The 15,547-nt window shown below is 55.6% G+C and carries 13 protein-coding genes; 4 read left to right on the forward strand and 9 right to left on the reverse strand.

The window, feature by feature from the left end; genetic code table 11:
* Positions 1-60 precede the first annotated feature (60 nt).
* Entirely contained in the window at positions 61-1,515 is a 1,455-nt protein-coding gene (locus IB248_RS00340; RefSeq protein WP_018856754.1) for a Wzz/FepE/Etk N-terminal domain-containing protein, read from the reverse strand.
* 345 nt (positions 1,516-1,860) lie between these two features.
* Between IB248_RS00340 and IB248_RS00345 the strand changes: the two genes are divergently transcribed.
* Both IB248_RS00345 and IB248_RS00350 read left to right on the forward strand, forming a co-directional pair.
* Positions 1,861-3,159 carry a polysaccharide biosynthesis/export family protein gene (locus IB248_RS00345; protein WP_246779172.1) on the forward strand — a complete coding sequence of 433 codons (1,299 nt, stop codon included), beginning with the start codon at positions 1,861-1,863 and terminating at the stop codon, positions 3,157-3,159.
* A gap of 26 nt (positions 3,160-3,185) precedes the next feature.
* Positions 3,186-4,691: an O-antigen translocase gene (locus IB248_RS00350; protein WP_192239958.1), complete on the forward strand. Its 1,506-nt coding sequence runs from the start codon at positions 3,186-3,188 to the stop codon at positions 4,689-4,691.
* Positions 4,692-4,894: 203 nt separating this feature from the next.
* On the opposite strand, the gene IB248_RS00355 is transcribed toward IB248_RS00350, so the two are convergent.
* The 7 genes from IB248_RS00355 to IB248_RS00385 all read right to left on the reverse strand — a co-directional run bounded on the left by IB248_RS00355 (position 4,895) and on the right by IB248_RS00385 (position 11,160).
* Positions 4,895-5,488 carry a hypothetical protein gene (locus IB248_RS00355; protein ID WP_192239959.1) on the reverse strand — a complete coding sequence of 198 codons (594 nt, stop codon included), beginning with the start codon at positions 5,486-5,488 and terminating at the stop codon, positions 4,895-4,897.
* A 169-nt stretch (positions 5,489-5,657) separates the two neighbouring features.
* The gene (locus IB248_RS00360) at positions 5,658-6,842 is read right to left on the reverse strand and encodes a DegT/DnrJ/EryC1/StrS family aminotransferase (protein WP_192239960.1); all 1,185 of its coding nucleotides are present in this window, start codon (positions 6,840-6,842) and stop codon (positions 5,658-5,660) included.
* On the reverse strand, positions 6,839-7,813 hold the full coding sequence (locus tag IB248_RS00365; RefSeq protein ID WP_192239961.1) for an SDR family NAD(P)-dependent oxidoreductase: 975 nt from the start codon (positions 7,811-7,813) through the stop codon (positions 6,839-6,841). The genes IB248_RS00360 and IB248_RS00365 overlap by 4 nt, the downstream gene beginning before the upstream one ends.
* A 3-nt stretch (positions 7,814-7,816) precedes the next feature.
* Positions 7,817-8,527 (reverse strand): acyltransferase, encoded by a 711-nt coding sequence (locus IB248_RS00370; RefSeq protein ID WP_018856748.1) that lies wholly within the window; start codon positions 8,525-8,527, stop codon positions 7,817-7,819.
* The gene (locus IB248_RS00375; protein WP_018856747.1) at positions 8,517-9,623 is read right to left on the reverse strand and encodes a DegT/DnrJ/EryC1/StrS family aminotransferase; all 1,107 of its coding nucleotides are present in this window, start codon (positions 9,621-9,623) and stop codon (positions 8,517-8,519) included. Before IB248_RS00375 ends, IB248_RS00370 begins: the two co-directional genes overlap by 11 nt.
* Positions 9,620-10,657 carry a Gfo/Idh/MocA family oxidoreductase gene (locus IB248_RS00380; RefSeq protein WP_018856746.1) on the reverse strand — a complete coding sequence of 346 codons (1,038 nt, stop codon included), beginning with the start codon at positions 10,655-10,657 and terminating at the stop codon, positions 9,620-9,622. The genes IB248_RS00375 and IB248_RS00380 overlap by 4 nt, the downstream gene beginning before the upstream one ends.
* Positions 10,654-11,160: an acyltransferase gene (locus IB248_RS00385; protein ID WP_018856745.1), complete on the reverse strand. Its 507-nt coding sequence runs from the start codon at positions 11,158-11,160 to the stop codon at positions 10,654-10,656. Before IB248_RS00385 ends, IB248_RS00380 begins: the two co-directional genes overlap by 4 nt.
* A 251-nt stretch (positions 11,161-11,411) precedes the next feature.
* Here IB248_RS00385 and IB248_RS00390 point away from each other — a divergent pair, with 251 nt between their 5' ends.
* Positions 11,412-12,773 carry a glycosyltransferase family 1 protein gene (locus tag IB248_RS00390; RefSeq protein ID WP_246779173.1) on the forward strand — a complete coding sequence of 454 codons (1,362 nt, stop codon included), beginning with the start codon at positions 11,412-11,414 and terminating at the stop codon, positions 12,771-12,773.
* 204 nt (positions 12,774-12,977) lie between these two features.
* On the opposite strand, the gene IB248_RS00395 is transcribed toward IB248_RS00390, so the two are convergent.
* Positions 12,978-14,057 (reverse strand): glycosyltransferase family A protein, encoded by a 1,080-nt coding sequence (locus IB248_RS00395; RefSeq protein WP_192239962.1) that lies wholly within the window; start codon positions 14,055-14,057, stop codon positions 12,978-12,980.
* A 410-nt stretch (positions 14,058-14,467) separates the two neighbouring features.
* Here IB248_RS00395 and IB248_RS00400 point away from each other — a divergent pair, with 410 nt between their 5' ends.
* Positions 14,468-15,436, forward strand: coding sequence for a glycosyltransferase family A protein (locus IB248_RS00400; protein WP_083929849.1), 969 nt, complete (start codon positions 14,468-14,470; stop codon positions 15,434-15,436).
* The last annotated feature ends 111 nt before the right edge of the window (positions 15,437-15,547 follow it).

The raw sequence follows: 15,547 nt of genomic DNA on the forward strand, positions 1-15,547 counted from the left end.
ACGCTGTACGGGTTTATTCCCATTGAAGAGAACCTGGTGGCAGGTATCGCTTCAAATACATCAGCGGTTCAGAAACACCCGTGACGCAATGTTCAGTTTCCGTTTCATGGGTGGCGTTCGCATTTCGTAGGGCGTGGCAATGAAGGGTATCACTGCCAGTGGCTGCGCCTGCAGCATCTGAACCAATTCGGAAGGTCGACGGATTGTCTTGTTCAGCATTTCGAGCAGTGCGATGATCGCGAGACTAAGCCCAAAGCCGCCAAGGGCACCGACTAGAACAGTAAAACGGCGTCGCGACCGCAACGGCTGCTGCGGCTCGGTGGCCTCTTCTAAAAGCGAGAACCGCCCGCCATCGGAACGCGTTTCAACTTGCTTTCCCAATGAAGCTTCCGCCCGTTTCGCGATCGCAGTGTTATACAGTGTTTGTGTGTTTGATAGCGTTCGCTCAAGGGCATTCAGGCGAATGTCGGTGGCCGGCGTGGCGGTTATGGATTGAGTGAGAGCAGCGATAGTCTCGGTTATTTCCGCGTGCTCTTTCTCGATTGCAGAAATTCGCCTGTCCACGTCGGACAGCTGAAGGTCAAGCCCGGATTGGGCCTTGGTATCCGCGCCCTCCTGTTTATTTGGCAGAACCTTTCCCCGCAGTGATGCTATGCGCGCTCGCAGCGAGACTATGTTCGGGCTGGTTTCCGAAAAGATCGTAAGCTGATCAGAAAGGGCCTTGTTAAGATCGAGAAGCATCTGTTGGTCCGCGGTCAACGGCTCGCCGGTCGGATATTTACCGGTCACCATATAGGTCTCGACCAAAAGGCTGCGCCTCGTGCGAAGATCCGATTGTTCACGCTCGAGCGATATCAGACGCTCCTGCAGCGTGCTCTGCTGCCTGCGCCGAAACTCCAGGCTCTCGGGAAGAGTAGCGCGGTTTTCGTTCTTGAATTTCAAGAGCTCCGCTTCGATCCGGCCGAGGTCAGCATCGAGCTTCTTCACCTCGTCATTGAAGAAATCGAGCGTGTCATCCGCCCGCTCGTTTCTTTGCTTCTGATTCCTAGTCACGATCGAGGTTGCAAGCTCGTTTGCGACCCGCGCTGCCAAGGCCGGCGCGCCTGCTTCAAATCCGATTGCGAGTACCGATGCACCATCGCCACTGCTGAGTTCGGTTTGCTCAAAGATAAGCCGGGATCTGAGATCCCTGACGAGGTAGTCGACCGGAGGTTTTTCCTTCGCGTCGGCGTAGATGTCGAGCTTGGCTGCCAGCTTTACCAGATTATCCCGCGTCGTCAGTTGCTCCCGGATTATCTGCAACTGGCCGAGCGAGCTTGTTGGCACCGTCGACTGAACTAGATTCACGGGAATCTGCGGCGCCTCAACCAGGATCTTCGCGGTGGCCTGATAGCTGCGTGGCATGAGGAGCGCCACCACAAGCGCGACTGCTGTTGCCAGAGTTACGCAGACTATAATGTACGGCAGTCTTCGCCGAAGGATGGAAAGATAAAAGCGAAAATCGATGTCACCCATTACGACTTCATCCGAACTTTAGAACTAGAGCGGCGTGGCGTGAGCTGCCATATTCAATCAGTTTTGGTTAGGTTGATAGTTGGTCGATAGTGTAGGAACCTAGACAGCCAAACTAGTCCGTTTGGTTAAAGGCACTACAAGTAGTAAATGCCAATTCTTACACCATTTCTATATATAATTCTCGCATGCATAATATACGACTCTCATCTTTATTAATTAACCTCGCAGCCTTGCAAACATAATACATCAAAAACTACAATTTAAGAGCACAGATGATGCAATACACCGATCGCTCGATGTCCAGCATCACCTTAAATGGAACCGATCAGACTCCGGAATTGGCTGATGCGTTACAAGGCACCACTGGCATGCCGCGGCAATCTACTGAGTGCAATCTCGAAAATTGCAGCGGCGACAATAGCTGCTTCGACGTTTTTGAGCGCCAGTGAGGCCTCCTGCACACCCCTTTTGCCAAACACAAAAATTCGGTTGACACTCGTACAATGGATGCCGACCAAGAGCAGCTACGAACAGTGGCCAACAGTCGGTGGTGAATATACGGTTTCGGAAGAAGGCATGATTTCGCTTCCCTTGCTTGGTGACGTCTCCGTCAGAGACAAGGATGAGGGAACATTGGCATCCGCCATTGCAAGGCAACTTAAGGAGAAAATTGGTCTGGTGGACGAACCGGCAGCCACGATTCAGATCCTCAGCTATCCGCCTATCTATGTCATTGGTGATGTCGCAAAGCCAGGTGAGTATGAGTTTCATACGGGAATTACCGCTCTTCAGGCGCTGGCAATGAGCGGAGGGCAGTTGCGCTCGCTTGACAGTTTGCAGAACTCGCAAGGCATCACGAAGCTAGTCGGTGAAATCAGGGAAATAAACGACTCAATCATCCGCAGTTCAGCGAAGATCGAGCGCCTTGAAGCGGAAATGGCGGGTGAGCGGACGATACAACCGAAAGAGGATCGCCCGAAGACGGACGCCTTTTCCAATGCAATCTATAAGCAGGAAGAGGTGATATTCTCTGCTCGTGCGAACGAACTGGCCCGACAGTCGAAGTCGTTAACGGATCTGCGCGATCTCTTGTCGGAGGAAATCGACGTCCTTCAGGAAAAGATAAAGAGCACTGACCTAACCATTAACTCAATACAACAGCAACTCGAGAGCACGATCAACCTGATCGAGCGCGGCGCGCTGAATGCCACAAGACAGGCCGACGTAGAGCGTACAATGAGAGATTACAGGATCAACCGTCTCGATTTGACGGTCGCAATTACGAAAGCTCGCCAGGGCATAAGCGAGGCGACAAGGGACCTTGAGGGACTCTACGATCGGCGACAGACGGAGGTTGCCACGGAACTGCAATCCGAGCGGGCCACCTTGACCCAGCTAAGACTAAAGCGTGATACTCTTCAAACGCTTCTGATCGATAGCCCAGCGATTACAGACGCAATGCACCAGGACAAAGAACCAAAATTGCAATTCGTCCTCGTGCGCCGTGCACCCGGCACCAACAATACCACCGAGATTGCGTCCAGCGAAATGACGGCACTGCTCCCCGGAGACGTACTGAAGGTCGTGCAGACGAACCCAGCGCGACCATCTCCACAAGCGATAGTTACCGGTATCAGCCAATGAATCCGCAGCGACATTAGGCCGCCACAATGACGCCTCCCCGCAGTGACGTTAGCAAGAGCTATACACAGATAATTAAGTCGACGACGCTTATCGGAGGCTCGTCTATCATAAATGTGATGTTTTCAATCCTTCGCAACAAGGCCATGGCCCTGCTTCTGGGGCCCGAAGGCATTGGAATGATTGCTCTTTACAACTCGATCGTGGACATGTCCCAGACTGTCGCCGGCCTTGGCATCAACGCGAGTGGGGTGCGGCAGATCGCTGCCGTCAATACGGAAGATACTGCCCGTGTATCCGAGGTCGTGGCGGTGCTTCGCCGCGTTTCCCTCCTCTTGGGCATCATTGGCACGACGCTGTTGTTCGTATTGGCCGCGCCTGTCGCTCAGTTTACATTCGGAGATAGCCGACACACATTGGGTGTAATGGCGCTGTCGCTGGCGGTATTCTTTCAGGTTGCCGCCGGAGCGAGAACTGCGCTGCTTCAGGGAATGCGTGACATTTCCAGCATTGCTTGGATCGGTGTCCTCGCAGGCCTGTTCAGCGTGATCGTGGGAGTGCCGATCATTTACTGCCTCGGAGAAACCGGAATCGCGATTTCTCTGGTGGTGGCAGCCTTTGTCAACTTCGTTGCCTCATGGTGGTTCAGCCGACGAATTCACCTACCACGCCCTTCGCTTTCTTTACGAAGGGCGCTGCTGGAAGCCAGCGACTTGTGCAAGCTTGGCCTTGTGTTCATGGCGAGCGCGTTCCTGAGCATGGGGAGCACCTACGCAATTCGCCTTATTGTGTCGTCGGAGAGCGGATTGCACGCGGCCGGCCTGTACCAGGCAGCCTGGTCATTGGGAGGGCTTTATGCAGGCTTCATCCTGCAGGCAATGGGCACGGACTTTTATCCCAGGCTCACGGCCGTTTCGGAAGACAACGCGGAGTGCAACCGACTGGTCAACGAGCAGACTGAAATCAGCATCCTGCTGGCGGGCCCTGGTCTGATCGCGACGATGACCCTTGCTCCGGCATTCATGGCGCTACTCTACTCCTCGGAATTTCAGGGAGCTGTTGAGATTCTCCGCTGGATTTGCCTCGGCATGATGCTGAGAATCGTGGCTTGGCCGATGGGGTTCATCGTGCTCGCCAAGGGCGTAAAATCCATATTCTTCTGGTCGGAGATTGCTGCTGCCGTCGTTCAAGTTGGACTTGCTTGGCTCTGTGTTCAAAAGTTCGGCGCCGCAGGTGCGGGCCTTGCGTTTTTCGGCCTCTACGTTTGGCACAGTGTTCTGATGTACTTTATCGCGCGCCACTTCACCGATTTTCGCTGGTCACCGGTTAATCGCAATCTGATCAACGCCTATCTTGCGATCTCGGCGCTTCTGTTTGGCGCCCTCCAGCTCTTGCCGCTGTGGCAGGCAACGACTCTTGGATTGGCAATTGCGGCCCTGGCTGGCCTCCACTCCCTGAGAAATCTCGCTGATCTGGTCCCAGAACACGCGTTGCCACGTCTGATCCGGCCACTCTTAAACATGTGTCGAATTTGAAACACATATGGGCCCGTTCCAATCTCCAACGGGGTATTATGATCTGCAAGCGGCCTCGGCCTGGTATCGGGACGCGAAGATATAAAACAATAGTGGCTTTGAGGCTTCTGCCTCTTCCCCTGCGCAATGGATTCTGCCGACGGGGATGTGGTCACATAGGTCGAATTCCAGTTTTGAGTGTCGGCGCTGAACCGGCCGAGATGCTAATTGACGACGCGCTCGCCAACTTGCTGAAAGGCCTTTGCTCGCCGCCACTCGCTGGCGATCAACACGATCACGATCCCAGCCATTTCCAGGATCCAGTACCATTTGAGGCCCAGGAGGCGGGTCCTAAGGAAGCTGTCCATATGATGAAACGACGCGGCTCGAATTAATACGTAACCGAGCACAAACGTCGAACCAGCTACCGCCATCCACGTTTGAAATGGGGCTTTCCTGAGCCCGAAAATCAAAACTGGTAAGATCGCCAGGCATACGGCGGTAATGCCAGCGATGAAATAGATCTGTACTGTCTGGCGGTGTTCATACCACCCGCCTGAGTAGGCGACCATACGGCCAAGCTCGGTCAGGCCAGACTGAAGGTCTAATTGCTTGTTTATCCCGAGAAGGAAAAAGAGAACAGAGATATTGCGCCAGACACGGGCATCGGCTTTGTCTTTGGGATCTTGTCGACGGAGAACCCGGACGGTCATCCAGCAGCTGCCGGCGGCAAGGAGGTACAAAACGACAGTAATCCAACCCCCGGCGGTCGGATCGCCGATGCCAGGATGCCAAGAGAACTCAAAGTTAGGCGCCATGTCCGATCTCCGTACAATGCCGGGTCTCCTGAAGGGCCAATCTTCGTGGGTTTCCTTATCGCGGCAAGTTAGCCTTTCGGCCAACTGCACCCTTATGTATTTTTGATCTTAGGTACTTGGCACGCGTTTCTTGGCCAGAGATTTGCAATCTGAGCCCAGCCCGGGAAAATCAACCTACTGCCTGCTCGATTGCCAATTGATGTCTGTGGACAGTCGACTTGACTGCATCCACGACCCAAATCAAATCGCTTGTTTCCATCTGCGCAAAGAGCGGCAAAATGATCGAATGTTGCTGTGCTTCAACACTTCGCCGCAAACTCACCGAGACGCGATGTGAACCCGGTTCACAATAGGCGCCCTCAAGGTGGATGTTCATGATCCCGCGTCTCGTCGACACGCCTCGATCAAGCAACTCCTGCATAACGTCTCGCTGATCAAGATCCGTGGCCAATCTCAGGCAGAAGCTCTGCCAATTGCTGCGTGCCCAAGCAGGCTCAATGGGCAGCATGACACTTGCCGTAGAACGAAGTCCCTGCCCGTATTGATCCGCGAGCTCGCGTCGCAGTGCAATGATCGTCGGAAGTCGCTTCAGTTGTTCACGCCCGACCGCCGCCTGCATGTCGGTCATGCGGTAGTTGTAACCCAACTCGGGATAGGATTCGAAAATGACCTGCTTCGAGCCGTGGCGTACTGCATCCGTCACACTCATACCGTGTTGCCGCCACAAGCGGAACTTTCGATCATATTCCGGGTTGGCCGTTGTCAGCATACCGCCGTCGCCGGTCGTCACCACCTTGCGCGGGTGAAAGGAGAAGCAGGCGATATCGCCATGAGGCTTGCCGATCTTTTCCCATCGACCCTTCCAGAGAATTTCGCTACCAGTTGCGCAAGCGGCATCCTCGATCACCGGGATGGAATGACGGGCCGCGATCGTAACGACGCGATGCAGGTCGCAGGGCATTCCGAGCTGATGGACGCAAATGATGGCCTTTGTTCGGGGCGTGATGGCCGCTTCGATCAAGTCGGGATCGATATTGTAGCCATCTTTTTCGATATCGACGAAAACGGGCACGGCCCCACAGTAGCGGATCGCATTTGCGGTTGCGATGAAGGTGTGGCTGACGGTGACGACTTCATCGCCAGCCTCGACGCCGACCGCCTTTAGGGCAAGGTGAAGCGCAGTCGTGCAATTGGATACGGCACATGCGTGCCGGGCGCCGACAAAATCGGCGAACTCTTCCTCGAACGCGGCCACCTCGGGCCCTTGCGTGACCCAGCCGGACAAAATGACGCGACGGACCGCCTCGACCTCCTGTTCGTCGAGAACAGGCTTGGCAACCGGGATCTGGCTCATGCTGCCTCTCCTGCGTTCAAGCTCTTTTCCTGGCGCCACCACTCTACGAGATCGCGCAGGCCTTCTTCCATTGTCACCTTTGCGCTGAAGCCTAGAAGCTTCTCTGCCTTGGCAGTTGAGGCGAGACGCCGCGGCACGGCATTGACCTTCCGCGCCGGCCCGAATTGCGGTTCCAGCGAAGAGCCCATGACCTTGGTCAAGAGGGCGGCAAGTTCGCGGAGGCTCGTCTCGCTGCCGCTTGCGACGTTGAAGACCTCGTCGGTGACATCGGACTTCGCGGCAAGCAGGTTGGCCCGCGCGATGTCGTGCACGTGCACGAAATCCATCGTTTGCATGCCATCACCGAGGATGATCGGCGGTAGGCCGCTGGCAATTCGCTCCATCCAGCGGATCAGAACTTCCGTGTAGGCGCCGTAGACATCCATGCGCGGACCGTAGACGTTGAAGTAGCGAAGCGCGACGTAACGAAGGCCGTACATTTCCGCAAAGCTGCGCAGCAGGCCTTCGTTGAAGGCTTTGGCAGCGCCGTAAATGGTCCGATTGTTGTAAGGGTGATGTTCCTCGGTGGTCGGGAAGGTGTCGGCCAGCCCCAGGACCGAGGCAGAAGACGCCGCCACAACTTTGGAAACCCCAGCCTGCACGGCCGCTTCGAGGACGTCGAACGTTCCGCCTGCCAGAACATCAAAAGCAAGCCGCGGCTCCTCGGCGCATTGCGTGATGCGGATGGCCGCCTGGTGGAAGACGACATCGATGCCTTGGCTGACGTCCTTGAGAAGCGCACGGTCCCTGATATCGCCCTCGACAATCGTCACCCGAGCCCGATCGATGGCGTCAACAAGGTTCTCACGCCTGCCTCGGACGAAATTGTCCAGGACCACGATTTCCCTGGGGTCCTCGCGGGCGACGAGATCGGCAATATGCGAGCCGATGAGACCGGCGCCACCGGTGATCAAGATCCGCTTGTTCTTCATACTCTAACACTCCGAATTTGGTCCGCTTGAATCCTGATCCGCTCGCCAGCGGAGGAATTTTGCAGGAACGCCGGCAACAACTGAGAAGGGAGCGACGTCGTCAACAACCACGGCGCCAGCGCCGACAATTGCACCCTTGCCGACGGTCACGCCGGGAAGAATGGTGGCATTGGTGCCGATGTCTGCCCATGCTTCGACGCGGACCGGCTTGATTTCCAGGTCGGTGCGGATGATCGGCATGTCGACCGGCAGTGCAGTATGGCTTGAACCGAGGACCTTAGCGCCCGGCCCCCATCCGACATGATCCTCAAGCACGAGGTCGCGGGCATCAAAATAGGCCTGCGGGCCGATCCAGACGTTGTTTCCGATCCGACAAGTTCCGTCGAATCTGCCCTGAATGTAGGCTTGAGCGCCGATAAACACGCCATTGCCGATTTCGAAGGTTTCCGGGTGCTTGAAACCGGCTCCGCTACCGACTTGCAAGCCGTCGCCACAGGTGCGTGCCAGGCTTCTCCAGATTGTCTTGCGCATGAAACTGTCGACGAATCCGTCGCCCGTCGCAAAGCGCGCGTAGAGTTCGACGAGGCCCGCGGTCCCATAGGATCGGGTCAGTTCCTCGGCCAGATGAACGGCATAATCAGGATCCACGGAGGTTTGCTGACGCCCATGCACGGCCAGGACAAGACGCACGCCGGTTAAGGGGTCAGCTGACATAGGCTTCCTGCTCCACAGCAGCTGCAATCTGATCGACTTGCGTCAATGTCAGCTCCGGATAGATCGGCAGCGAGAGCACCTCACGTGCTGCGGCCTCCGAGATCGGGAAATCTCCGGCACGATAGCCAAGGTCAGCATGCGCCTTTTGAAGGTGGATCGGGATCGGATAATGCAGGCCGGTATGAATGCCAGCCGACCGCAACGAATGCTGGAGATGCTCACGGTCGTGCGAGCGTACGGCGTAGACATGGTAGACATGGCGCCGATCCATCATCGCAACAGGGGCGCTCACCGAGCGCGAATCGGCGAAGAGGCTGGAGTAGCGATCGGCACGAACCCGACGTGCTTCGGTCCAGGTCTCGAGATGCCGAAGTTTGATGCGCAAGATCGCACCCTGGATCTCATCCATGCGATAGTTGTAGCCCTTCAGCGCATGGTGATAGCGCTGCTCCTGGCCCCAGTCCCGCAGCATCCTGATCGTCTTGGCGTGCTCATCATCGTTGGTGACGACGATGCCGCCCTCGCCACAGGCCCCGAGGTTCTTGCCGGGGTAGAAGCTGAAACAGCCCGACACGCCGATACTTCCCGCACGGCGTTGCTTGTATTCTGCGCCATGTGCCTGGCAGGCGTCTTCGATGACAGGAATCCCATACTTGTCAGCGATGGCCTTGATGGCGTCCATGTCGGCCATCTGCCCATAGAGATGGACCGGCATTATGGCCTTGGTCCGAGGCGTTATCGATGCTTCGAGCTTGGCCGGATCCATTGTGAAGGTTACCGGTTCGACATCAACGAAGACCGGGCGCGCGCCAGTATAGCAGACCGCGGATGCGGTCGCGACGAAGCTGAAGGAAACGGTAATGACCTCGTCGCCCGGGCCGACGCCGGCGGCGAGCAAGGCAAGATGCAAAGCGCTTGTGCCGGTGTTGACGGCGATCGCATGCCTGGCATCGCAATAGGCCGCGAACTCCTCTTCGAAGCGAGCGACTTCCTCGCCAAGGACATAGTGGCCCGACGCCAGCACGCGCAGTACTGCGGGCTCAACCTCGCTTCTGATGGCGGCGTACTGAGCCTTGAGGTCGAGAAGGGGGATCATGCAATCAGCCTCGCGGGCTCGAGTTCGATGACACGTCCGCGCTGGGCGAGCGACTGGGTGGCAGCCTCGAGAATGCGCACCACGCGAAGCCCCGCATGACCGTCGGCGATCGGCTGGCCGTTTGTCACGACACAATCGACAAACTGCTTGAGCTCACGTCCAAGCGCTTCCGTCATATCAAGTTGTGGCGCGTACATATCGCCGGTGCGGTAGCCGACGCGCATGTCGTGGACCTTCTTGCCGTCGGCCTGCGGATTGCCGTTGAGAGTGATGCCCTTGTCATAGACCTTGATCTTCTCGCTCGGCTCCAGATCGTCGTAGACGATCATCTTGCTGCTGCCGCCGATCAGCGTACGGCGCACCTTGACCGGTGCCAGCCAGTTGACGTGGATGTGGGCGATTAGCTTGCTCTCGAAAAAGAGCGTCAGATAGGCGATGTTTTCGGGCTCACCGGCAACATGGCCCATGCCCGTTGCCGAGACCGCCACCGGCTTTTCCGGCAGCACGTAGTCCATGATCGACAAATCGTGGACGGCGAGATCCCAGATGACGCTGACATCATGCTGGAAGAGGCCGAGATTCACGCGAACGGAGTCGTAGTAATAGATGTCTCCGAGGCCATTCTCGATAATCTCCCGCATCTTGCGGACCGCACCTGTATGAATGAAGGTGTGGTCAACCGCGAGAATGAGCCGGCGCCGCGCGGCCTCGTCGACCATCCGGCGAGCTTCTTCGGAGTTCGAAGCCATGGGCTTTTCGACAAACACGTGCTTGCCGGCCATGAGCGCTTTCATCGCCAGCATGTAGTGGGCCGACACAGGCGTCGCGATTGCGACGGCGTCAACACGGGGATCACGCAGCACCTCGTCGAAATCATCTGTGATTTGGACGGTTGGGTAGCGCAGCTGGACACCTGCAAGGCGATCCTTCTTGAGATCGCATACCCAGACAAGTTTTGCACCGGGCGTTTCGGCAAGATTTCGGACCAGGTTGGGGCCCCAATACCCATAACCGACGACGGCAACTCCGATCATCTTACTCTCCCGGATGAAATGACTTCGACTGGCGCATCCTTTGCGCGGCCGATGATTCTTGCCGGCACGCCAGCAACAATTGCGTAGGCAGGCACGTCTTTGGTGACGACCGCGCCCGCACCAATCTGCGCGCCTTCGCCAATGGTTATGCCTGCGACAATGGTGGCGTTGCTGCCGATCGAGGCGTAGCGCTTGACGAGTGTCGGCACGACCGACCAGTCCGCGTCGGACTGGAGGGAACCATCAAGGTTGACGGCACGTGGATGGAGGTCGTTGGTGAACATCACCCCGTGACCGACGAAAACACCATCTTCGATTGTCACACCCTCGCATATGAAAGTGTGACTGGAGATTTTGCAGTTTTCAGCGATCGACGCATTCTTCTGGATCTCGACAAACGTTCCGATACGTGAGCCCCGACCGATCGAGCAGCCGTAAAGGTTCACGAGATCGGGATGGTGGATCACCACGTCGTCGCCCAGCTTTACGCTTTGTGCGATCATCCCATCCGCCCCGCGCAGCAGCCGCTTGATCCCAGCGGATTGTCAATTACGTCGAGCATAAACGCGCCCCCACTGAACAATTCCTGAAGACAAAGAAGTCTTCTTTTATCCTTGGAGTAAAGAAAACAAAAATCGGTATTCGGTTAATCAAAAGTAGTATGTTGAGTTCAGTTTGAGAATTTTACATCGGGCAGCAAAGTATTTAATAGAATATTCTAGAATTTCCGCGTACGACCGAGCACAGACGGGCAATGAGGCTTCTCACGGTCGTCGCTGGCGAAAGTGAAACCGCATTGGGCATGGGGACTGCGCGATTGTCTCTTAAATCAAAGAAATTTCCGACCAGCAGCTTCCTGACGTTTGCTGCTGCGAACGTGTCAACGACGCACAAGCAACTCGGCCGCTTCAGGCGTCAGATCAAACGCATTATTTTGGATGGGGGCCTGAAGGCGCTCACAAACAAAATAAGAACCAAGCTATCGGATGCAATTCACCCCAAGACATTCTTATGGCATGTTTTTCCATCTGACGTCCTGAAGGCCGACCTGTCGAAGCCACCAAGCCCTACCATTCCAGTTCTGATCGATGGAGAGCCTATCGAGTTAAACTGGATCGTCGGTCCCGCCGGACCTGGATCGGGCGGTCATACGACCATATTCCGCACCCTCAAATATCTTCAAACAGCGGGCTACCGAAACCGGGTATATTTCTATGACCCCTATGGCGGTGACGGCAAATACTACCAGCACGTCGCACGGTCCGACTATGATCTGACTTGCGACATTGAAGATATCAGTCTTGGCATGAAGGACGCTCATGGCGTCATAGCAACCTGCTGGCCCACTGCCTACGCAGCATTCAACGCTTCTTGCGCCGGCAAGCGCTTCTATTTCATTCAGGACTATGAGCCTTCGTTCTACCCTGTGGGGACGAATAGCGCCCTGGCGGAAACAACCTACAGGATGGGATTTCACGGCATTACTGCAGGTCGCTGGCTCTCCGAGAAGCTCGCGCGAGAGTTCGCAATGGAAACCGATTGGTTCCCGTTCGGAAGCGATACGGCTCGCTATCGCTTTGATGCCACTTCACGACGCTCCGGTGTTGCATTCTATGCCAGGTCGGGCACGCCGCGCCGCGCGGTTGAGATCGGCCTGCTAGCGCTCGAGTTGTTTGCCGCCAGACGGCCTGACATCGAACTGCACCTTTTCGGCCAGTCTATGGGGAGCCTTCCATTCCAGTTTATCAATCACGGCCTCGTCTCTCCGGACAAGCTCAACCAGATTTACAACAAGTGCTTTGCAGGGCTCAGTCTATCATTGACCAATGTCTCGCTCGTGCCTCATGAAATGCTTGCATGCGGCTGCATCCCGGTTGTGAACGACGCCGACCACAACCGCTTGGTTCTGGATAATTCGCACGTCAGATATGCCTCACTTCTTCCACATGCGTTGGCCGATGCAATGGAGAGTATCGTTACCATGCCTGGCTTTCACGCTGCATCCTGGCGTGCTGCTGAAAGTGTGGCTGCAATGTCCTGGGACATCGCAGGCTCGGCGGTGGATAGTGCGCTGCGCAAGGCGCTGCGCAATGCCCCACGTCGAGCCGCGAGTTGACTCCTGCTGTTAACGGGCCGGCGCAAAAGCCGGTCTTCATTTTGCGGAAATCACGCTCCCAAGGGAACTGCGGGTCAATTGCGCAGACTAAGATCCCAGCGTCGCAACGACCCCGGAGCGTCAGGAAAGACTGGCCGGATCGTGAGGTCTAAAACCCTCTCCGGCAGCTCGAATTCATCTCACGGCTTGGCACACATCATGGAGCTATCCACCTAAGAAGCCACATCGTGAAAAATATACACCAGTCCGTCGTGACCAATGATACTCGACTCGATTAAAGATCTCGACTTCGATCAGTCGACGAAGGCGAGCGTTCCAGCGAGCTGTTGATCGTCGTAAGGCATTTCGCTCGCTGCCCGCGGCTGCAAGAAGGGCGTGATAAGCGCGGGTGTTGACAATTGGGGGGAAGACCGACGCAGCAAAGTCGCAGTAATCACTGACAGGCACCGGATCGTCGCATGAGAGGTCGCAGACCTGTCGAGCGTAACGAACCGCAGTGAATGCCAGTGCCTGCCTGGCCAACTCATGAAGTTCCTCGCTAGCGGACAGGCCAGCGCCCTCCTTGCGGAAGACAGATTGAAAGGCCTCCCGCCGACCGACTAAGTCGACGAGAAAGCCAGCGTGTACGGTTCTTTGCATGCTTTGTTCGTGAACACGGTAGAAGGCCTGGTCAACTCCGTTTACGCGGCCAATATCGGACACTGCGGCGATGCGCAGCCACATCTCCATGTCACCAGAATGCGGAAGCGCTGGATCGTATCCGCCGATCTGCCTTTGAACACTCGATCGGACGACTGCCTCCGGACAAATGAGGAAATTTTTACCAGAGCGGCACACCTGTCGGATCCACTGCTCCCCAGTCCAGAGCGATATTCCCGTCATTGTCGTGCGCGCCTTGGGCGGGTGGTCGGTGAAAAAGGATATCGCCTGACCATATGTCATACCCACATTCGGGTTTGCGTCCATTAGAGACGTGGCGCGGCGAAGTGATCCGGGAGTCAGACAATCATCCGCCGAAAGGAGTACAAAATAATCGCCCTCAATCTGTCCGATACCCTCATTGTAGGTCGCAATGTGCCCGCGGTTGGTTTCATGACGAATGAAGCGGATGCGCGAATCCCCTGATGCAAGCTTCTGGCAGACTTGAGGGGTGTTGTCGGTGGAGCAGTCGTCAATAATCAGGACGTTGACGAACACCCCCTCTTGGCTAAGCGCACTGGAGACGCACTGTTCAAGATATCTCGCGTAATTATAGCACGGGATGAGCACCTGAACTGTCGCCATGCGCTGTACTCCAAACCTCAATCATATACTTTACACTATTTAAATGAATACTTGAATCAAGGGGCTGATCCATGATCATTTGGAGGTACGCCAGAACGATTTCTAATCCAAACGGCAATCTGTATCCGTCGTCGAAACTGCAGTAGAACTCAGCTCACCAGAACGGAGATGCGCATGTTTCCCGCCCCTTCGATCGCAATTGGAGTGGAGCTCTTTGAAGTTGGGCAGTTGCTTCAAGGACTGCTCCATTATCAGGGCGGCTTAGCAGGAACGTCGGTCTACGCTGCCGTCACTCATATCATTGCTCTATCGAACGACCGATTCACAGGCAGGTGGAACTCGTCAAGATTCTTCGCACACGTCGAAGCAATCGCCGTCAATGAAAGATTGACCGCCGGTCGAGATTTTTCGTGCGACGCCCCGACCTGCTGGATCAGTGGACCACCGAAAACGAAGGCATGTTCGTACGTTCATTCCGTGTTGCCGAGAACGGCTCTGTCTTTTCTTCACACGACCCTTATCGAAGGCGAGCGGACCAATGCGATCTCCTCTTGCATCAGTGCCTGCCCAAAGATCGAAGTGGTCGCGCGATGAGTTCCCCAAACTATACAGCGTTAATCAGAACTTTTAATTCTAAGAGGACGCTCGCATCGACCTTGTTATCGCTTGCGCAGCAATCAGTTCCTCCCAGCCAGTATGTCTTCGTCGACTCTGGATCGACCGACGGTACGCTAGAGATCGCCCCCAAGAATTCGATCATTCATCATTACCGGGCAAAGAAATTCAACTATTCGGAATCTCTGAATGAGGGAATTGCCCACATCGAGACTCCCTATACAATGGTAGTGAGCTCCCACACTTCCATAGCGAATAGCCAAGCGCTGGAATACGCCCTCGCGACGCTCGAAGAAAATGACGATATTGCAGCTGCCTATTTCGTCCAGGAATTTGCACAGAATATGAGATTTGATCTGATTGGCCCGAAGAACTTTTCGGGTTTCAACGGAGTTTGGAATACATGCGCCCTTTACAAGACGCGTCATCTAAGACAGCGCTCTTTCCGTCCGGAGGTTTTTTCAGCGGAAGACCAGGACTGGTCGAATTGGGCCATCAACTTCGAAAGGAAATACATCGCGAAGATATCCGGCGCGGGCATGTCCTATAACAATCCTGCCGGAAACAGCGTATTGAAAAGCCGCAACGAATGCTTGGCTGTTGCTATATACGTCAAGACTGACATGCTTCGTTTCGAATTTCTAGCAAGAACACTCTACCGCGCGTTCAGGCCAGTTTCGTCAATGAGGGAGCGCGCCCTAAATATGAGCCTACTTTATTCACTGATCCTGCAGAATATTTCCCGCTGCACGGGCCGTGATTAACAGGTACCGCCTGAGGCTGAGCCGTCACTGAATTTCCTGGCAGCAAGAGCAGGTCCGATCAACGCGGAATCGGAAAAAGTAGCTCGCCCGAGTTTTATTCAGTTTTGATCC

The sequence above is a fragment of the Rhizobium sp. RHZ01 genome (genome assembly GCF_014851595.1).
Lineage (GTDB): Bacteria > Pseudomonadota > Alphaproteobacteria > Rhizobiales > Rhizobiaceae > Rhizobium > Rhizobium altiplani.

Coding starts and splice junctions, on each gene's coding strand:
- IB248_RS00340 (WP_018856754.1), bottom strand. CDS start 1,515: ATGGGTGACATCGATTTTCGCTTTTATCTTTCCATCCTTCGGCGAAGA.
- IB248_RS00345 (WP_246779172.1), top strand. CDS start 1,861: ATGCGTTACAAGGCACCACTGGCATGCCGCGGCAATCTACTGAGTGCA.
- IB248_RS00350 (WP_192239958.1), top strand. CDS start 3,186: ATGACGCCTCCCCGCAGTGACGTTAGCAAGAGCTATACACAGATAATT.
- IB248_RS00355 (WP_192239959.1), bottom strand. CDS start 5,488: ATGGCGCCTAACTTTGAGTTCTCTTGGCATCCTGGCATCGGCGATCCG.
- IB248_RS00360 (WP_192239960.1), bottom strand. CDS start 6,842: ATGAGCCAGATCCCGGTTGCCAAGCCTGTTCTCGACGAACAGGAGGTC.
- IB248_RS00365 (WP_192239961.1), bottom strand. CDS start 7,813: ATGAAGAACAAGCGGATCTTGATCACCGGTGGCGCCGGTCTCATCGGC.
- IB248_RS00370 (WP_018856748.1), bottom strand. CDS start 8,527: ATGTCAGCTGACCCCTTAACCGGCGTGCGTCTTGTCCTGGCCGTGCAT.
- IB248_RS00375 (WP_018856747.1), bottom strand. CDS start 9,623: ATGATCCCCCTTCTCGACCTCAAGGCTCAGTACGCCGCCATCAGAAGC.
- IB248_RS00380 (WP_018856746.1), bottom strand. CDS start 10,657: ATGATCGGAGTTGCCGTCGTCGGTTATGGGTATTGGGGCCCCAACCTG.
- IB248_RS00385 (WP_018856745.1), bottom strand. CDS start 11,160: ATGATCGCACAAAGCGTAAAGCTGGGCGACGACGTGGTGATCCACCAT.
- IB248_RS00390 (WP_246779173.1), top strand. CDS start 11,412: ATGAGGCTTCTCACGGTCGTCGCTGGCGAAAGTGAAACCGCATTGGGC.
- IB248_RS00395 (WP_192239962.1), bottom strand. CDS start 14,057: ATGGCGACAGTTCAGGTGCTCATCCCGTGCTATAATTACGCGAGATAT.